Origin of the sequence: Phaeobacter sp. JH20_29 (assembly GCF_048056175.1) — a bacterium.
Classification (GTDB): domain Bacteria; phylum Pseudomonadota; class Alphaproteobacteria; order Rhodobacterales; family Rhodobacteraceae; genus Phaeobacter; species Phaeobacter bryozoorum.
The window spans coordinates 64,480-80,499 of sequence record NZ_JAYMWO010000011.1 but is presented as its reverse complement, the minus strand read 5'-3'; the positions used below and the strand labels follow the sequence as shown (position 1 = coordinate 80,499).

At 60.5% G+C, this 16,020-nt stretch carries 16 protein-coding genes; 9 read left to right on the top strand and 7 right to left on the bottom strand.

Features of this window, described 5'->3' with window-relative positions:
- Positions 1–15: 15 nt before the first annotated feature.
- On the bottom strand, positions 16–1,410 hold the full coding sequence (argH, locus tag VWZ85_RS07915) for an argininosuccinate lyase (protein ID WP_416587706.1): 1,395 nt from the start codon (positions 1,408–1,410) through the stop codon (positions 16–18).
- A 22-nt stretch (positions 1,411–1,432) separates the two neighbouring features.
- Between argH and VWZ85_RS07910 the strand changes: the two genes are divergently transcribed.
- From VWZ85_RS07910 to VWZ85_RS07875, 8 genes are all read left to right on the top strand, one after another.
- Positions 1,433–1,996, top strand: a complete 564-nt coding sequence (locus VWZ85_RS07910; RefSeq protein ID WP_416540724.1) for a TlpA disulfide reductase family protein — start codon at positions 1,433–1,435, stop codon at positions 1,994–1,996.
- A 166-nt stretch (positions 1,997–2,162) separates the two neighbouring features.
- Positions 2,163–2,606 (top strand): hypothetical protein, encoded by a 444-nt coding sequence (locus tag VWZ85_RS07905; RefSeq protein ID WP_416587704.1) that lies wholly within the window; start codon positions 2,163–2,165, stop codon positions 2,604–2,606.
- A complete protein-coding gene (locus VWZ85_RS07900; protein WP_416587701.1) occupies positions 2,599–3,534 on the top strand; it encodes a sterol desaturase family protein in 936 nt (311 codons plus the stop codon). The genes VWZ85_RS07905 and VWZ85_RS07900 overlap by 8 nt, the downstream gene beginning before the upstream one ends.
- A gap of 135 nt (positions 3,535–3,669) precedes the next feature.
- Positions 3,670–4,491 carry an EAL domain-containing protein gene (locus VWZ85_RS07895; protein WP_416537323.1) on the top strand — a complete coding sequence of 274 codons (822 nt, stop codon included), beginning with the start codon at positions 3,670–3,672 and terminating at the stop codon, positions 4,489–4,491.
- Between the two features lie 301 nt (positions 4,492–4,792).
- Entirely contained in the window at positions 4,793–5,968 is a 1,176-nt protein-coding gene (locus VWZ85_RS07890; protein ID WP_340544269.1) for an acetyl-CoA C-acetyltransferase, read from the top strand.
- 205 nt (positions 5,969–6,173) lie between these two features.
- On the top strand, positions 6,174–6,896 hold the full coding sequence (phbB, locus tag VWZ85_RS07885) for an acetoacetyl-CoA reductase (RefSeq protein WP_416587700.1): 723 nt from the start codon (positions 6,174–6,176) through the stop codon (positions 6,894–6,896).
- A 334-nt stretch (positions 6,897–7,230) separates the two neighbouring features.
- The gene (locus tag VWZ85_RS07880; protein ID WP_416587698.1) at positions 7,231–8,172 is read left to right on the top strand and encodes a transcriptional regulator GcvA; all 942 of its coding nucleotides are present in this window, start codon (positions 7,231–7,233) and stop codon (positions 8,170–8,172) included.
- Positions 8,169–9,032: a DMT family transporter gene (locus tag VWZ85_RS07875; RefSeq protein ID WP_416536433.1), complete on the top strand. Its 864-nt coding sequence runs from the start codon at positions 8,169–8,171 to the stop codon at positions 9,030–9,032. The genes VWZ85_RS07880 and VWZ85_RS07875 overlap by 4 nt, the downstream gene beginning before the upstream one ends.
- A gap of 171 nt (positions 9,033–9,203) precedes the next feature.
- On the opposite strand, the gene VWZ85_RS07870 is transcribed toward VWZ85_RS07875, so the two are convergent.
- From VWZ85_RS07870 to VWZ85_RS07860, 3 genes are all read right to left on the bottom strand, one after another.
- Positions 9,204–9,383 carry a YdcH family protein gene (locus tag VWZ85_RS07870; RefSeq protein WP_340544264.1) on the bottom strand — a complete coding sequence of 60 codons (180 nt, stop codon included), beginning with the start codon at positions 9,381–9,383 and terminating at the stop codon, positions 9,204–9,206.
- 157 nt (positions 9,384–9,540) lie between these two features.
- Positions 9,541–10,308 carry a tRNA1(Val) (adenine(37)-N6)-methyltransferase gene (locus VWZ85_RS07865; RefSeq protein WP_416537178.1) on the bottom strand — a complete coding sequence of 256 codons (768 nt, stop codon included), beginning with the start codon at positions 10,306–10,308 and terminating at the stop codon, positions 9,541–9,543.
- Positions 10,308–10,520: a DUF2007 domain-containing protein gene (locus VWZ85_RS07860; protein ID WP_416587695.1), complete on the bottom strand. Its 213-nt coding sequence runs from the start codon at positions 10,518–10,520 to the stop codon at positions 10,308–10,310. Before VWZ85_RS07860 ends, VWZ85_RS07865 begins: the two co-directional genes overlap by 1 nt.
- A gap of 57 nt (positions 10,521–10,577) precedes the next feature.
- Here VWZ85_RS07860 and VWZ85_RS07855 point away from each other — a divergent pair, with 57 nt between their 5' ends.
- The gene (locus tag VWZ85_RS07855) at positions 10,578–11,576 is read left to right on the top strand and encodes a polyprenyl synthetase family protein (protein ID WP_416587693.1); all 999 of its coding nucleotides are present in this window, start codon (positions 10,578–10,580) and stop codon (positions 11,574–11,576) included.
- A 71-nt stretch (positions 11,577–11,647) separates the two neighbouring features.
- On the opposite strand, the gene VWZ85_RS07850 is transcribed toward VWZ85_RS07855, so the two are convergent.
- The 3 genes from VWZ85_RS07850 to VWZ85_RS07840 form a co-directional block, all read right to left on the bottom strand.
- Entirely contained in the window at positions 11,648–12,484 is an 837-nt protein-coding gene (locus VWZ85_RS07850) for a 4-(cytidine 5'-diphospho)-2-C-methyl-D-erythritol kinase (protein ID WP_416587691.1), read from the bottom strand.
- Complete coding sequence (locus tag VWZ85_RS07845) at positions 12,474–14,222, bottom strand: tetratricopeptide repeat protein (protein WP_416540729.1); 1,749 nt, start codon at positions 14,220–14,222, stop codon at positions 12,474–12,476. Before VWZ85_RS07845 ends, VWZ85_RS07850 begins: the two co-directional genes overlap by 11 nt.
- 129 nt (positions 14,223–14,351) lie before the next feature.
- The gene (locus VWZ85_RS07840) at positions 14,352–15,998 is read right to left on the bottom strand and encodes a 4Fe-4S dicluster domain-containing protein (protein ID WP_416536428.1); all 1,647 of its coding nucleotides are present in this window, start codon (positions 15,996–15,998) and stop codon (positions 14,352–14,354) included.
- Between the last annotated feature and the right edge of the window lie 22 nt (positions 15,999–16,020).

Genomic DNA, 16,020 nt, shown 5'->3' with positions numbered 1-16,020 from the left:
GCAACCGCCTTGCTATCAGTCCGCCAGAAGGCTCTGCCAGCGGGCCACCTGCGCGCGCACCTGGGCGGGTGCGGTGCCGCCGTAAGACATGCGCGAGTTTACCGAGTTTTCGACGCCAAGCACAGTGAAGATGTCCTCGGTGATGCCTGCGTGCACGCTCTGCATATCCGCGAGCGAGAGGTCCGGCAGGTCGCAGCCGCGCTTTTCGGCCATCGCCACCAGGGTGCCGGTCACGTGGTGCGCATCGCGGAACGGCACCTTCAGCACCCTAACCAGCCAGTCGGCCAGGTCTGTGGCGGTGGAGAAGCCGGAGCCTGCCGCAGCGGCCAGCGACTCGCGGTTGCCGGTCATGTCCTTCACCATGCCTTCCATCGCCGCCAGCGCCAGCATCCAGTTGTCGGCAGCGTCAAATACCTGTTCCTTGTCTTCCTGCATGTCCTTGGAATAGGTGAGCGGCAGCCCCTTCATCACCATCATCAGCGCGGTGTTGGCGCCAAAAATCCGGCCCACTTTGGCGCGGATCAGCTCAGCCGCGTCCGGGTTCTTCTTCTGCGGCATGATCGACGAGCCGGTGGAGAAACGATCGCTGAGCGTCACGAAACGGAATTGGGCGGAGGACCAGATCACCAACTCCTCGGCAAAGCGGGAGAGGTGCATGGCGCTGATCGAGGCGCAGGACAGGAACTCCAGCGCGAAATCACGGTCAGAGACGGCATCGAGCGAATTTGCCGCCGGACGGTCAAAGCCCAGCGCCTTTGCGGTCATTTCCCGGTCGATCGGGAAGGAGGTGCCCGCCAGCGCCGCCGCACCCAGCGGCGATTCGTTCATCCGCGCGCGGGCGTCGCGCACGCGGCTGAGGTCGCGGCCGAACATCTCAACGTAAGCCATCATGTGGTGGCCCCAGGTGACCGGCTGCGCGGTCTGTAGGTGGGTGAAGCCCGGCATCACCCAATCGGCGCCAGCTTCTGCCTGCGACAGAAGCGCGCGGATCAGCGCCAAGAGGCCCGATTCCGCCGCGTCCAGCTGGTCACGTACCCAGAGTTTGAAGTCGGTTGCCACCTGGTCGTTGCGGCTCCGGCCCGTGTGCAGGCGGCCCGCAGGCTCACCGATGATCTCTTTCAGGCGGGCCTCCACGTTCATATGGATGTCTTCCAGTGCGGTGGAATACTGGAAGGTTCCGCCCTCGATCTCTGACAATACGGTGAGCAGCCCTTCCCGAATGGCCTCGGCATCATTATCCGTAATGACACCTGTCGCGGCCAACATCGCCGCATGGGCCCTGGAGCCGGCAATGTCCTGCGCTGCCATCCGCTTGTCGAACCCGATCGAGGCATTGATCGCCTCCATGATCGCGTCCGGGCCAGCGGCAAAGCGGCCGCCCCACATCTGGTTCGAGGATTGATCTGTCATGGTGTGGAACCCCGGAGATAATATGCGTCTGTTTCGTCAGCTAACCCTTTATATGGCCCTTGCCCTCGGTGCAAATGCCGCCTTTGCCGCGGACCCCGCAGCCCTTTCCGAGCTCCGCGAAGGTGACATGCGCCGTCTGATCCTCCACCCGGAAGCAAAACCGACCTCCAGCAACAGCTTTGAACTGGAAGACGGCAAGGGCAGCGCCTCGCTTGCCGATTATGAGGGCAAGGTTGTCCTGCTGAACTTCTGGGCCACCTGGTGCGCTCCCTGCCGGAAAGAAATGCCGATGCTGTCCGAACTTCAAAGTGAATTTGGCGGTGAGGATTTTGAGGTCCTGACCCTAGCCACCGGCCGCAACTCGCCCGCCGGGATTCAGAAGTTCTTTGATGAAACGGGCATCACCAATCTGCCCCGCCATCAGGATCCAAAGGGTGCGCTGGCCAAGGAAATGGCCGTATTTGGCCTGCCGATGACAATGATCCTCGATCGCGACGGCAATGAAATCGGCCGCCTGCGTGGCGATGCAGAGTGGAACTCCGACAGTGCCAAGGCAATCCTGCAAACTCTGATCGACGCAGAATGACTGATTGACGCTCATTAAGAAGACCCGCGGCCGTACCGCAGTGCAGCAGCTTTCCCGGGCGTGCGCGGGCGGTGGCCAGATAGCTGGCATCTTTCGGAGCTTGACCCAACGCCACCTTTGACAGAGCCGTCACCCTGCCGCCAATCTGAGCGGCAGGGAGGACGTGATGCCGCTGGAAATCTTGGTGGCGATGGTGCTGATCGGCATTGTTGTCATAGCTATACTGCTTCATGTCACCGGGCGGTCCGCTCCGGTTCTGATGACGCGAGACACCGCCGCCAAGGCCTGGTCTCGTCATGATCCCGATACTCAAATCCTGAACACATGGCCAAGCACTCTTGGTCAGGCCGCCCTGATTGAAACCGATCTCGGGCTTGGTCTGGTCTGGTGTTTTGGCGCCGATACCATCGCCCGGCCACTTGCCGGGGTGCGACTATTGGATCACCCCAAGGGCCTGAAGCTGCGGTTCGGCGATTTTGCTACCCCCTCCGTGGTGCTGCACCTGTCGGATGCCGAGCGAAAAGATTGGCGACGGCGCATCATGGGCGACCACAGCGCACCAATCACACCGACCGTGACAGCGCAGACAGAAGGACAGACACATGCCTGATACGATTTCGTACCCTGATGTCACCCAATGGGCGGTCCCTTTCTTCATCGCCGCGATTCTGGCTGAGTTCCTCTGGATCGCCATCAAGGGACGTGGCGGGCGATATGAAACCCGCGACGCCGTCACATCTCTTGTTATGGGCGCCGGTAGCGTGGCGTCAGGCATTGCGCTTGGCTTCATCGCCTGGGCCTTCTTCATGCTTTTGTGGCAGATCACGCCGTTGGACCTGGGCACATCGGTCTGGGTGATCGTTCTGTGCTTCGTCCTGGACGACCTGCGTTACTACTGGGTGCATCGCTTTGGCCACCGGGTGCGCTGGGTCTGGGCCAGCCATGTCAATCATCACTCAAGCCAGCACTACAACCTCACCACCGCTCTGCGGCAGACCTGGACGGGCACATTCACCTTTATGATGGTGGTGCGCGCGCCGCTGGTTCTCTTGGGCTTCCATCCTGCCATGGTGCTGTTTGTCGGAGGCATCAATCTGGTCTACCAGTTCTGGATCCACACCGAGGCCATCGGCCGGATGCCGCGCTGGTTTGAGGCCGTGATGAACACACCCAGCCATCACCGCGCCCACCACGGCCGCAATCCGCGCTATCTTGATTGCAACTATGCTGGTGTCTTTATCATCTGGGACAAGATGTTCGGCACATTCGTACCCGAACAGGATCACGACCGCCCGGATTACGGCCTGGTTCACAACATCGGCACCTTCAACCCACTGCGTGTCGCCTTCCACGAATGGGTCAGCATCTTCAAGGATGTGACCCAACCCGGGCTGACGTTCCGGCAGCGGTTGCTATATGCGGTTGCCCCGCCGGGCTACAGCCATGACGGCAGCCGCGACAGCTCCAACACAATCCGCGCAAAGCATTTGCAACGTCATCCTGAGGACATCGGCAGCGCTGGCTTTGACAAGACCTGAGTGCAGCTCTCAATTTGGGTAAAATTGTCGCCTTAATCCTAGCTCAACGCTTTTGCGCCAAGGTCCGGTCTGATCCATATTGATCAGACCACCCCAGCGCCAAGGGATATACCCGTGAAGAAGAAGCAAAAGGTCATGGCCGACATGCCAGAAGGCGGCGATAACCCGCTGACCTCTGCGGTTGTATCGCGTGATCGGTCGACTCTCGACATGGTCAGCGACGCGATTCGCCACAACCAGACGATGCTTGCCTATCAGCCCATCATACAGGCTATGCCGCCACAGGGGGTTGCGTTTTACGAGGGGTATATCCGGGTTCTCGATTCAACGGGTCGCGTGATACCTGCGCGCGAATTCATGCCGCTGGTCGAGGATAAGGAAACCGGGCGTGAACTGGACTGTCTTGCCCTCGAACATGGCCTGAAGGCACTTGCCCGCAGCCCCAATATCCGCCTCTCCGTCAATATGTCCGCGCGCTCGATCGGCTATCAGCGCTGGATGCGTGTCCTTGAAAAACATCTGAAGAAAGATGCCGCCGCAGGCGAAAGGCTGGTGCTGGAAATCACTGAGGCCTCTGCCATGGCTGCGCCCGAGTTGGTCATCGACTTCATGGACCGGATGCAGAAACACGGTATCGCCTTTGCGCTTGATAACTTCGGCGCCGGGGCAACGGCCGTCAGCTATTTCCGGCAGTTCTTCTTTGATGCGGTGAAAATTGACGGGCAGTACATCCGTAACATTCATGCCAACCATGACAATCAGGCTGTTGTCCGCGCGCTGGTAGGGATCGCCAAGCAATTCGATATGCTGGTGGTTGCGGAATCCGTCGAAAGCCCAGCTGACGCCGAATTCCTGATCTCCATCGGTGTGGACTGCCTGCAGGGCTATTTGTTCGGCGCCCCCTCGGTCAGCCCGCCATGGCTGGAAGAGCTGCGCAGGAACAGTCGCGCATCCTGACCTCACAGCACGTTGCCTTATGGGTGAATTCGCGCATCTTTGCGCCAGATACCTGCCACGCAACGTAAGGGAGAATTCCTGTCGGGAATGATCGCTTGGCAAACGACCGGACCTGCCTCAGAATATGTGCCATAGTATTGATTGACACAGGCTCTCCCTGTGGGACACCTTGCACGTGCTGCAATTGCAGCGAAACACACGGCCTTTAAAAAAAGGCAGGGGGATCCCGGTTGCTGCGGCTGCGAAATGCGGACTGCGCGGTTGGCCTCCCGGGACTATGAATGGCAGAGGACCCTAACTGATGACCAATGTAGTAATTGCATCCGCCGCACGCACCGCCGTCGGCAGCTTTGGTGGCGCATTCGCCAATACCCCCGCCCATGATCTTGGCGCCGCAGTGCTGGAGGCTGTGGTTGAACGTGCCGGGATCGACAAATCCGAAGTTTCCGAAACCATTCTGGGTCAGGTGCTGACGGCGGCACAGGGTCAGAATCCCGCTCGCCAGGCCCATATCAATGCCGGCCTGCCACAGGAATCGGCAGCCTGGGGGATCAATCAGGTCTGCGGTTCCGGTCTGCGTGCCGTGGCACTTGGCGCCCAGCACATCCAACTCGGTGACGCGGCCATCGTCTGTGCGGGCGGTCAGGAAAACATGACCCTCTCGCCCCATGCCGCCAATCTGCGCGCCGGGCACAAAATGGGCGATATGAGCTATATCGATACCATGATCCGCGATGGCCTTTGGGATGCCTTCAACGGCTACCACATGGGCCAGACTGCGGAGAATGTTGCCGAGAAATGGCAGATCTCCCGTGACATGCAGGATGAATTTGCCGTTGCAAGCCAGAACAAGGCCGAAGCGGCACAGAAGGCAGGCAAATTCGCCGATGAAATCGCAGCCTTCACCGTCAAGACCCGCAAGGGCGACATCATTGTGGATCAGGACGAATACATCCGCCACGGTGCCACCATCGAGGCCATGCAGAAGCTGCGCCCCGCCTTCACCAAGGACGGTTCGGTCACAGCCGCCAATGCCTCAGGCCTGAACGACGGCGCCGCGGCCACCCTGTTGATGAGCGCCGATGACGCCGAAAAGCGGGGTATCGAACCGCTGGCCCGGATCGCCTCCTATGCCACCGCAGGTCTGGACCCCTCCATCATGGGCGTTGGTCCGATCTACGCCTCGCGCAAGGCACTGGAGAAAGCCGGCTGGTCCGTGGATGACCTCGATCTGGTTGAGGCCAACGAAGCCTTCGCAGCGCAGGCCTGCGCCGTGAACAAGGACATGGGCTGGGATCCGGCAATCGTCAACGTCAACGGTGGCGCAATCGCAATTGGTCACCCGATTGGTGCCTCCGGCTGCCGCGTCCTCAATACGCTGCTGTTTGAAATGAAGCGGCGGGGTGCCAAGAAAGGCCTCGCCACGCTTTGCATCGGCGGCGGTATGGGCGTTGCCATGTGCGTGGAGCGTCCCTGAGGCGCATTATTCTGACCATATCAAGGGCGCCCGATTGGCGCCCTTTTCTATATGGAGCGCATTTTACGATAGCTTTGTCGAAGAGGGCGACGCAGCGTCGCACTCAGTATCGGCTCCAGCGCCTGGATTCACGGAGTAATATAATTGCGCAATCAAAAACAAAATAGTAGCAAGATTACCAAGTCAAATAACGGAGGACTTTTCCATGGCACGTAACGCACTCGTCACCGGCGGCTCTCGCGGCATCGGCGCGGCAATCTCACAGGCGTTGAAAGCGGAAGGCTATACTGTGGCGGCGACCTATGCCGGTAATGATGAGGCAGCGGCGAAGTTTACCGATGAAACCGGCATCAAGACGTACAAGTGGGACGTTGCCAGCTACGAAGACAGCACCGCTGGCATCGCCAAGGTTGAAGCGGATATCGGCCCGATCGATATCGTCGTCGCCAATGCAGGCATCACCCGCGATGCTCCGTTCCACAAGATGACACCGGAGCAATGGCAGCAGGTGATCGACACCAACCTCACTGGTGTCTTCAACACCGTGCACCCGATCTGGCCCGGCATGCGCGAACGCAAGTTCGGCCGTGTGATCGTGATCTCCTCGATCAATGGCCAGAAAGGCCAGTTCGCTCAGGTAAACTATGCCGCGACCAAAGCAGGCGACCTCGGCATCGTGAAATCTCTGGCCCAGGAGGGGGCGCGGGCGGGCATCACCGCCAACGCGATCTGCCCTGGCTACATCGCGACCGAGATGGTGATGGCCGTTCCCGAGAAGGTCCGCGAGTCGATCATTGGCCAGATCCCAGCTGGCCGGCTGGGTGAGCCGGAAGAGATTGCTCGCTGCGTGACCTTCCTCGCATCAGAGGACTCGGGCTTTATCAACGGCTCCACCATTTCGGCCAATGGCGCGCAGTTCTTCGTGTAAGACCGCACCAAGCACACATGGCAAGGGCCGGTCCACTGGGCCGGCCCTTTTCCAATCCCGTAAGGACATGCGCGCTATGCCCAGCGGGAAACCCCGGCACGCAGCCGCGTGGCGCGACGCGGTGCAAATATACGCGCCCACAGCGCACGTACGACCTGGCCGCGCTCCTCATGTGCGCGTTGCAGGGCGAGTTTTACGGTAGCACTGGCAGAATATTCCATGGTTTCGGCCTCCATTCAGATCAGTGTTGCTAACTTGACCTAGATATGCGCCTTTTCGTGACAACAGACAAACGAGACTTTTCAGCACTTCACTTAAGTATTACTTATCTCACATGTCTGATCGCCTGCCGCCACTGACCGCCCTGCGCGCCTTTGAAGCCGCCGCCCGCCATATGTCCTTTGCCCGTGCGGCACAGGAGTTGAACGTGACCCCGGCAGCGCTGTCATTTCAGATCAAATCCCTGGAAGAGCATTTGGGAACACCGGTATTCCGCCGCCTGAACCGCGCCGTCGAGCTGACGGAAGCAGGGGCTGCCCTGGCGCCCGGGACGTCTGATGGGTTTCAGGCACTGACGGCAGCCTGGCGCGCGGCAATCCGGCTACAGGACGATGGGGTCCTGACGGTCACGGCCGGCCCTGCCTTTACCGCGAAATGGCTGGCGCCGCGCTTTTACGAGTTTGCGCGCGCCCACCCTGAAATCGACCTTCGGTTCTCGGCCAGCCTGCGCCGTGTCGATCTGATGCGCGACGACGTTGATGTGGCGATCCGTTTTGGCTACGGCCCATACCCAGACGTCTATTCAATGCCGCTGCCTGTGGAGTGGGTGATGCCGGTCATGACACCTGATATCGCGCAGCGTTACCCCACCGTCGCCGCGCTGAAAGACGCGCCGCTAATCCACGACGATTCACTGAACTTTATGTCACCGCAGCTCGACTGGACCGCCTGGTTCAAGTTGATGGGTGAGGAGTTCAACCCCACCCATGGCGCCCGCTTCAGCAACGCCGACCACGCGGTGGATGCCGCTTTGGCGGGGGCCGGGGTGGTTTTAGGGCGGCGCGCGCTGGTGGTAAAGGATCTTGCCGAGGGGCGTCTGGTTGCCCCCTTCAATACGGCGCTAACCGGCAAGGCCCGATTTAGCTTCCTCTGTCAGAAAGGCGCTGAAACGCGCCCGCAGATCGTGGCATTCCGCGACTGGATCCTGGCCGAAATCGAAAAGACCGCCGCCGTGTCAGATGGGCTGACCATCGTGTCGGTAGACAGTCTCACATGACCAGGAACCGCGCAACGGCGACCGGCTTTGTCGCGGTATTGCTTTGGTCGCTACTGGCTGTTCTCACCGTTGGCACTGCGCCGACCCCACCGCTCCTGTTGAACGCCTTGTGTTTCACAATCGGCGGCTCATTGGGCCTCATATGGTGTTGGCGCAGTGGTGGCCTCACGGCACTGCGACAAGTGTCATGGCGGGTCTATCTCTTCGGCAGCCTTGGTCTCTTTGGCTATCATGCGCTTTACTTCTCCGCGCTGAGGATGGCCCCCGCAGCCGAAGCAGGGCTCATTGCCTATCTCTGGCCATTGCTGATTGTGCTGTTGTCCGGCCTGCTGCCCGGGGAAACACTGCGCGCGGGGCATTTGCTGGGGGCCCTCCTCGGCTTCGCCGGTGCTGCAACGATCATCACCGGTGGCGGAGCCGAGTTTGATGCCGCGGCACTGCCCGGCTATGGGCTTGCGCTACTCTGCGCACTGACGTGGTCGGGATATTCCGTGCTTGCGCGACGCCTGGGGACAGCCCCCACCAGCACGGTTGCCGTATTCTGCCTGATCACTGCAGCAGCATCCTGGGGCCTTCATTTCGCGCTGGAAGAAAGCCATTGGCCCATCGGCATCAGCGGCTGGGGAGCGACAGTCGCGCTGGGTCTGGGGCCGGTCGGCCTTGCGTTCTATGTCTGGGACATCGGAGTGAAACAGGGTGACATTCAACTGCTCGGCACCAGCTCTTATGCGGCACCTTTGCTTTCAACACTGATCCTTGTTGTTGCAGGAATTGCGCCTGCGTCATGGACGCTGGCGATTGCAGCCTGTCTGATAACAGGTGGGGCGCTGCTGGCCGCGCGGGCCAATGCGACGCCCTGAAGCATCCATCTACCGGCGCATCCCTTCCCAAGGGCCGCGACAGAAAATCCCGCGCCAGACGCAGAAACAAGAAGGGGTCACCAGCCGTGCTGATGACCCCTAACAACCAATCGGTTCTGCCTCAGGCACCGCAGCGACGGGACTGCGGTCACCTCAGATCAGACCACTCTCTCAGACGGCAAGTTCCTCCGTCGAGAGACGTTTAATTTCTTCTTTGAGTTTCAGTTTCTGTTTCTTCATCGACGCGATACGCAGCCCGTCGGTCGCGGGTGAGCGTTGGGCGTGTTCGACTTCCATGCTCAGATGCTCGTGCTTCTTCTTTAGTTCGGTCAGATGCGAGCTGAGGCTCATGTCATTCCTCCTTCTTTGAGCGTGTTGCGTACAAAGTGAGTGGAACACAAGATTATTGCTCTGTCACGCTGCAGAAGCATATATTTTGTCATGAAACCGTCATTTCGGCATGTCCTCGCCGAATGAGAGCCGATTCTCCGCGAGTCTCCCGCAAATATCAGCTTGGCCAGGGCAACCCATGGCCATCACGAAGAACAGCCCGGATCTCCGCCTGGTAGTTTTCGGCGTCACGCAAATGTGCTTCACCGTTGTGCAGGATCAGCGGCGCATGCAGCCTGAACCCTGCACGGCCACCCTTGCGCGCCCGCAGCAGAACCAATTCGGCGCCACGACCGACACGGGCGGCCAATGGCAACACCTCAAGTGAGCCCAGACGTCCAAAACAGGCCCCAAGCATTTCCGGCAGGCGATCGGCCCGCTGGATCATGTGCAGATATCCCTTATGGGTGAGGCGTCGCGCTGCGGTATCGAACCAGACGGTCAACTCCGTCGCCCCGCCGAGTGCAATCTGCCGCCCCACGTCCTGCGCCGGACTGTGCGCACCGGCGCGATAATAGGGCGGGTTGGCGATGACATGGTCAAACTGGATCTGGCGCAGATCCACCGGCAGTGCTGCCAGATCAGCCTCGACGATCGTGATATCGACTGCGTTCAGCGCGGCATTGCGTCGCGCCAGATCGGCATAATCGGCCTGAAGCTCGACCCCGGTCAGGTCCAGATCCGGGACCCGTGCAGCCAGACATAACAGAGCCGGACCGCCTCCGCAGCCCAGCTCCAGCACCCGATCACCAGGCTGTGCGGGAACGGCTGCGGCCAGCAGGACAGGGTCGACCCCGGCGCGATACCCCTGCTTTGGTTGCAACAACTGTACCCGCCCACCCAGAAACGCGTCCTGGCTAAGAGCGCTGTCCTCAAATCCCGACATCAGCGCAGCGGAATATCATTGTCACGCATCACGCTCTCGGCAGCGGCATGATCATCTCTGCGCACCATCAATCTGCGCGGGAATATCCCGATACCACCTTCAAGGATGCTCATATTTACGTCCATTTGAAAGCAGTCTATATCCTCACCCTCAAGAAGGGCGGTGGCAAAGGCCATGACAGTTGGGTCGGTGCTGCGCAAAAGTTCCTTCATAGGGATGGATCTAAGGGCAAGGGCTGCGCCTTGTCGAGCCTTGCAAGCGGGAAAACGATGAATCAAATCCTGACGCAAAAGCCGCATGACATGCTGGCCGCGACACTCAGCGACGAAATGGCAGCGGTCAATACGCTGATCCAGACACGCATGGCCTCGAAACATGCGCCGCGCATTCCCGAGGTGACGGCCCATCTTGTCGAGGCCGGCGGCAAGCGTTTGCGCCCGATGCTGACCCTCGCGGCAGCGCGCCTATGTGGCTACAGCGGTGAAAACCACGTGAAACTGGCAGCAACCGTTGAATTCATTCACACCGCCACCCTGCTGCATGATGACGTGGTTGACGAAAGCGGACAGCGCCGCGGTCGTCCGACAGCCAATCTCTTGTGGGACAACAAAAGCTCGGTTCTAGTCGGCGACTATCTCTTTGCGCGCAGTTTCCAGTTGATGGTGGAAACCGGCTCTCTGCGGGTGCTCGATATCTTGGCCAACGCCTCGGCGACCATTGCCGAGGGTGAAGTTCTGCAAATGACTGCGGCCAGCGATCTTGCCACCGATGAGGCCGTGTACCTGCAGGTTGTGCGCGGCAAGACAGCAGCGCTGTTCTCCGCCGCAACTCAGGCCGGTGGCGTCGTCGCCGGCGCACCCGAAGCGCAGGTAAACGCGCTGTTTGCCTATGGCGATGCGCTTGGTATCGCCTTCCAGATTGCCGACGATCTATTGGATTATCAGGGTGATAGCTCCGCGACGGGAAAAAACGTCGGCGATGATTTCCGCGAACGCAAGCTGACCCTGCCGGTGATCAAGGCCGTTGCACAGGCCACCGCAGAAGAGCGCGCCTTCTGGGTTCGCACCATTGAAAAGGGACGTCAGGATGAGGGCGACCTCGACCATGCGCTGTCCCTGATGGACAAATACGACACGTTGGCCGCGACCCGCCGCGATGCGATGCAATGGGTTGCCAAGGCACAGGACGCCTTGACCTCCCTGCCAGAGGATCCGATCCGCCAGATGCTGCATGATCTGGCCGACTATGTTGTCGCCCGCCTTGCCTAGGCCTAAAGAATAACCGGATTAACGCCTGAGAGGCCCGCACCGCTGCGCAGGCTTTTTTGGCTGTGCGCCGGTCATGCCAGCAACCGGCCCGCGCGCACCCACCAGTCAGGATGTGCCGCCTGCAAGGTGGCAGCCGCCGCCTCTGCCGTCGCCTCGTCGGCAAATAACGCGTAGCAGGTCGCACCTGACCCCGACATCGCGTGAAACAGCGGGGCCAAACCCGACAGCGCGTCGAGAACCGCTCCGATCAGAGGCTCGAGCATGATTGCCGGCCCCTGCAGATCGTTGCGCTGACCCGAAAGCCAGGCCGCCAGCTCCTCTGCGCTCTGCCAAACGGGTAGCCTGTCGGGCATCGGTGGGTTGTCACGTTTCTCCATCGCGCGAAAAATCGCGGGCGTGGCGACTGACACCCCCGGATTTGCCAGAACAATCGCGCAGTCAGGCAAGGCTGGCAGCCGCTCCAGCTGCTCACCGATACCACGCATCCGCTGGGCGCCCGGCTCCATGCAAACCGGCAGATCCGCTCCCAGGGGGAGAACCTCTGCAACTCCGGGAAGAGGTACCTGCCACAGCTCGCACAGGACCCGCAACGTCGCCGCCGCATCGGAGGACCCGCCCCCGATGCCAGAGGCCGGTGGCAGCTGCTTATCCAACCTCAGCTCCGCCCCCCGCTCGACCTGTAAAAGCTCAGCCGCTTTCATCATTAGGTTGGAGCTGTCGGTCGGTACACCCTTTGCCATGGCGCCCCCCACCCGCAGGCTCAGGGCGTCGGCAGATACAGCCGTGATCCGGTCCCCGATGTTAGCAAAGACCACAAGCGAATCCAGCAGATGATAGCCATCTGTGCGCTGGCCGGTCACATGCAGGGTCAGATTGATCTTGGCCGGGGCAAATCCCTCAACCGTCATGTGCCACGTTCAACGGCGCCGCACCCTCTTCGGCAAGAACGGCATCAAGCCCGCTTTCCAGCTTGCGGCGAATGCGCTCAGGGTCGGCTTCACTGTCAGTATCTTCGGGGTCGATGAACGATAGCGCGCGCTTCCACTGGAACTCAGCTTCCCGCGCCCGCCCGACAGCCCAGTAAACATCCCCGAGGTGGTCGTTGACCACAGGGTCGACCGGCATCAATTCAACCGCGGTTTCCATATGGCCAACCGCCTCTTCATAGCGACCCAGCCGATAGAGTACCCAGCCGAGGCTGTCGACAATATAGCCCGCGTCAGGGCGCGCGGCGACAGCGCGTTCGATCATCGACAGCGCCTCGTCCAGTTTGATCTGCTTCTCCACCAGAGAATAGCCGAGATAATTCAGAACCTGTGGCTGATCCGGGCGAATTTCGAGTGCGGCGCGGAAATCCGCCTCTGCCTGCTCCCAATTTTTCAGCCGCTCGTGGCAGATGCCACGGGCATACAGCAGGAACCAACGTCCCTCCACGCTTTCATCCATCAGCCCCAGCGCGGTGTCATAGGCAGCGACGGCGCCGCTGTAGTCCTCCTGCTGCCGCAACAGATCACCCAGATTAGTATGGACCGGTGCCTCTTTCGGGAAATCACGCGCCAGCTGCTGCAGGACCTCGGCGGCCGCATCAGGTTTGGCGGCGCGACGCAATGCTTCGGCGCGTCCCAGTTCTGCGGCGTGGTAATCCGGATGCTCGCGCGGCACCTGCTTGTAAAGCTCGATCGACAGGGCGTAGCGGCCCAGCTGGTCAAAGAGCTCCGCAGCCAGCAACAATGCGTCCACGTGATCTTCGCGCAAGGCAGCTGCGACACGGGCATACATCAGCACATAGTCATCGGCCATTTCACCATTCAGGGCAGCCCCCATGGTGAAGAACACTTCGGCAATGCCCTGTGTCGGCGTGGCCGCCAGCGTATAGGGAAGGGTTTCGCCATCCTTCAGCCGTGCGGACAGCGCTGCAAGCCCCGGATCCAGCTGCCCATTGAAGGCGTCGGACAGCACATCGAGCGCCTGTTCATTGCGCCCCAGCTGCGACAGAATCTCAAGCCGCGCGATCACCGCCCGACGCGAGGTATTGGTCAGCTGGCCCTCCTCGGCAGCAAACAGGGCCTCCGCCCCCTCGTAATCCCCGACAGAGGCCAGCGCCAGCGCCCGGTGATAGCGCGCGAAAAGGCCAAGCCCCTCTTTTTCACCCAAGACGTCAAACTGTGTCAGCGCATCGGACACTGAACCAGCGCCCAGATGTGCCCAGCCCAACAGCAAGCCATCCACCAGGGCATTGATCTCATACTGCCCCTCTTGCTGAGAGGTCACGCGTTCGATGATGGTCTGATAGTCCTCGGTCAGGACCAGGTTGGCAGTGGTAACGATATTGGCGACCTGACTGCGCGCGCCCATCTCCGACAGGCGGGTCGCGACCGGCGCGGCCCCTTTGATATCACCCAGCGCAAGCCGGGAAAACACGACATGCTCCATGAGCAGCGGGTTCTTCGGGTCGCGCACCAGCGCGCGGTTGTAATAATCCGCGGAGGCGCGGAAATCACTATCCAGGGTAGCAGCCCGTGCCGCCAGATACGCACCCGCCAGCCCATCTGCACGCACCGCATCGGCCTGTACCAGTATCGGCAGGGTGGTCGCCACGGCAAGAGCCGCTGCGCTTGTCAGGCTGCGAAAGAATGGGACGGGCACGGGGGGCCTCCTCGTTGGTGACTGGTCAAATACTGCCTCGCCACAAAGCGTAGAACGCCGCCCCTTAACACGCAATGGGGCAGCCCGCAGGCTGCCCCAATTATTCCGGCAAATACCTGCCGAAACCGATCACATATTCGGGTAGTTCGGCCCGTCACCGCCCTGCGGTGTGGTCCAGGTGATATTCTGGCTCGGATCCTTGATGTCGCAGGTCTTGCAGTGGACGCAGTTCTGGAAGTTGATCACGAACTCCGGCTTGCCGTCCTTCTCCACCACCTCATAGACACCCGCAGGGCAATAGCGCTGCGCAGGCTCCGCGAACTTTGGCAGGTTGACGCTGATCGGCGTGTCCAGATTGCCCAGACGCAGGTGGCAGGGCTGGCTCTCTTCGTGGTTGGTCGCCGCAAAGGCAACGTTGGTCAGGCGGTCAAACGAAAGCACACCATCGGGTTTGGGATAGTCGATGGGTTTGTGCTTGGAGGCTTCCTCGGTTGCCTCTGCGTCATTTTTACCGTGACCCAAAGTGCCAAACAGCGAAAAGCCCAACGTATTGGTCCACATATCCAGACCACCCAGCATCAGCGAGGCGGTGAGGCCCCACTTCGACCACATCGGTTTGACGTTGCGCACTTTCTTCAGGTCGGCACCGATCGCGCCGTCGCGGACACTGACCTCATAGTCGGCAAGTTCGTCGCCCGAACGCTCAGCCTTGATCGCGTCATAGGCGGCTTCGGCGGCTGCCTTGCCCGACAGCATGGCGTTGTGGTTGCCCTTGATGCGCGGCACGTTGACCATGCCAGCCGAGCAACCCAAGAGCGCCACACCGGGGGCGACCAGCTTCGGCATCGACTGATAGCCACCTTCGGTGATCGCACGGGCGCCATAGGCCACGCGCTTACCGCCTTTCAGCAGCTCAGCCACCATCGGATGGTGCTTGAAGCGCTGGAATTCCATGTAGGGGTACAGATGCGGGTTCTTGTAGTTCAGGTGAACCACGAAACCGACGTAAACCTGATTGTTGTCGAGGTGATAGATAAAGGATCCGCCACCCGCGTTGGACCCCAGCGGCCAGCCCATGGTGTGGGTGACAGAGCCCTCTTTGTGCTTGGCAGGATCAATTTCCCAGATCTCTTTCATGCCAACGCCGTATTTCTGCGGCTCCTTGCCGTCAGACAGGCCATATTTGGCAATCACTTCTTTGGAAAGCGAGCCGCGCACACCTTCGGAGAGGAAGACATATTTGCCGTGCAGTTCCATCCCCGGCTCGGTGTTCGGACCATAGGTACCGTCGGATTCCAGACCAAAGACACCGGCAACCACGCCTTTGACCTCACCATTGTCACCATAGACCAATTCGGAACAGGCCATACCCGGGAAGATCTCGACACCCAGCTCTTCTGCCTGCTCAGCCATCCAGCGGCAGACATTGCCCATCGAGACAATGTAGTTGCCATGGTTGTTCATCAGCGGCGGCATCGGGAAGTTCGGGATGCGGATCTGCCCCGCCTCACCCAGCATGTAGAAATTGTCGTCCTTGACCGGAACGTTCAGTGGCGCGCCTTTTTCTTTCCAGTCGGGAATCAGTGCATCCAGCCCGCAGGGGTCCAGCACCGCGCCGGACAGGATATGCGCACCCACTTCAGAGCCTTTTTCCAGCACCACGACCTGCAGGTCGCTGTCCAGCTGTTTCAAACGGATCGCCGCAGACAGACCAGCCGGGCCTGCCCCAACGATCACAACGTCGTATTCCATTGCTTCGCGTTCAATCTCGGCCATCGAAGGCTCCTTAGGCTATGGC

Coding starts and splice junctions, on each gene's coding strand:
- VWZ85_RS07855 (WP_416587693.1), top strand. CDS start 10,578: ATGAATCAAATCCTGACGCAAAAGCCGCATGACATGCTGGCCGCGACA.
- VWZ85_RS07900 (WP_416587701.1), top strand. CDS start 2,599: ATGCCTGATACGATTTCGTACCCTGATGTCACCCAATGGGCGGTCCCT.
- VWZ85_RS07850 (WP_416587691.1), bottom strand. CDS start 12,484: ATGACGGTTGAGGGATTTGCCCCGGCCAAGATCAATCTGACCCTGCAT.
- argH (WP_416587706.1), bottom strand. CDS start 1,410: ATGACAGATCAATCCTCGAACCAGATGTGGGGCGGCCGCTTTGCCGCT.
- VWZ85_RS07865 (WP_416537178.1), bottom strand. CDS start 10,308: ATGTCGGGATTTGAGGACAGCGCTCTTAGCCAGGACGCGTTTCTGGGT.
- VWZ85_RS07890 (WP_340544269.1), top strand. CDS start 4,793: ATGACCAATGTAGTAATTGCATCCGCCGCACGCACCGCCGTCGGCAGC.
- VWZ85_RS07880 (WP_416587698.1), top strand. CDS start 7,231: ATGTCTGATCGCCTGCCGCCACTGACCGCCCTGCGCGCCTTTGAAGCC.
- VWZ85_RS07870 (WP_340544264.1), bottom strand. CDS start 9,383: ATGAGCCTCAGCTCGCATCTGACCGAACTAAAGAAGAAGCACGAGCAT.
- VWZ85_RS07860 (WP_416587695.1), bottom strand. CDS start 10,520: ATGAAGGAACTTTTGCGCAGCACCGACCCAACTGTCATGGCCTTTGCC.
- phbB (WP_416587700.1), top strand. CDS start 6,174: ATGGCACGTAACGCACTCGTCACCGGCGGCTCTCGCGGCATCGGCGCG.
- VWZ85_RS07875 (WP_416536433.1), top strand. CDS start 8,169: ATGACCAGGAACCGCGCAACGGCGACCGGCTTTGTCGCGGTATTGCTT.
- VWZ85_RS07910 (WP_416540724.1), top strand. CDS start 1,433: ATGCGTCTGTTTCGTCAGCTAACCCTTTATATGGCCCTTGCCCTCGGT.
- VWZ85_RS07895 (WP_416537323.1), top strand. CDS start 3,670: ATGGCCGACATGCCAGAAGGCGGCGATAACCCGCTGACCTCTGCGGTT.
- VWZ85_RS07905 (WP_416587704.1), top strand. CDS start 2,163: ATGCCGCTGGAAATCTTGGTGGCGATGGTGCTGATCGGCATTGTTGTC.
- VWZ85_RS07840 (WP_416536428.1), bottom strand. CDS start 15,998: ATGGCCGAGATTGAACGCGAAGCAATGGAATACGACGTTGTGATCGTT.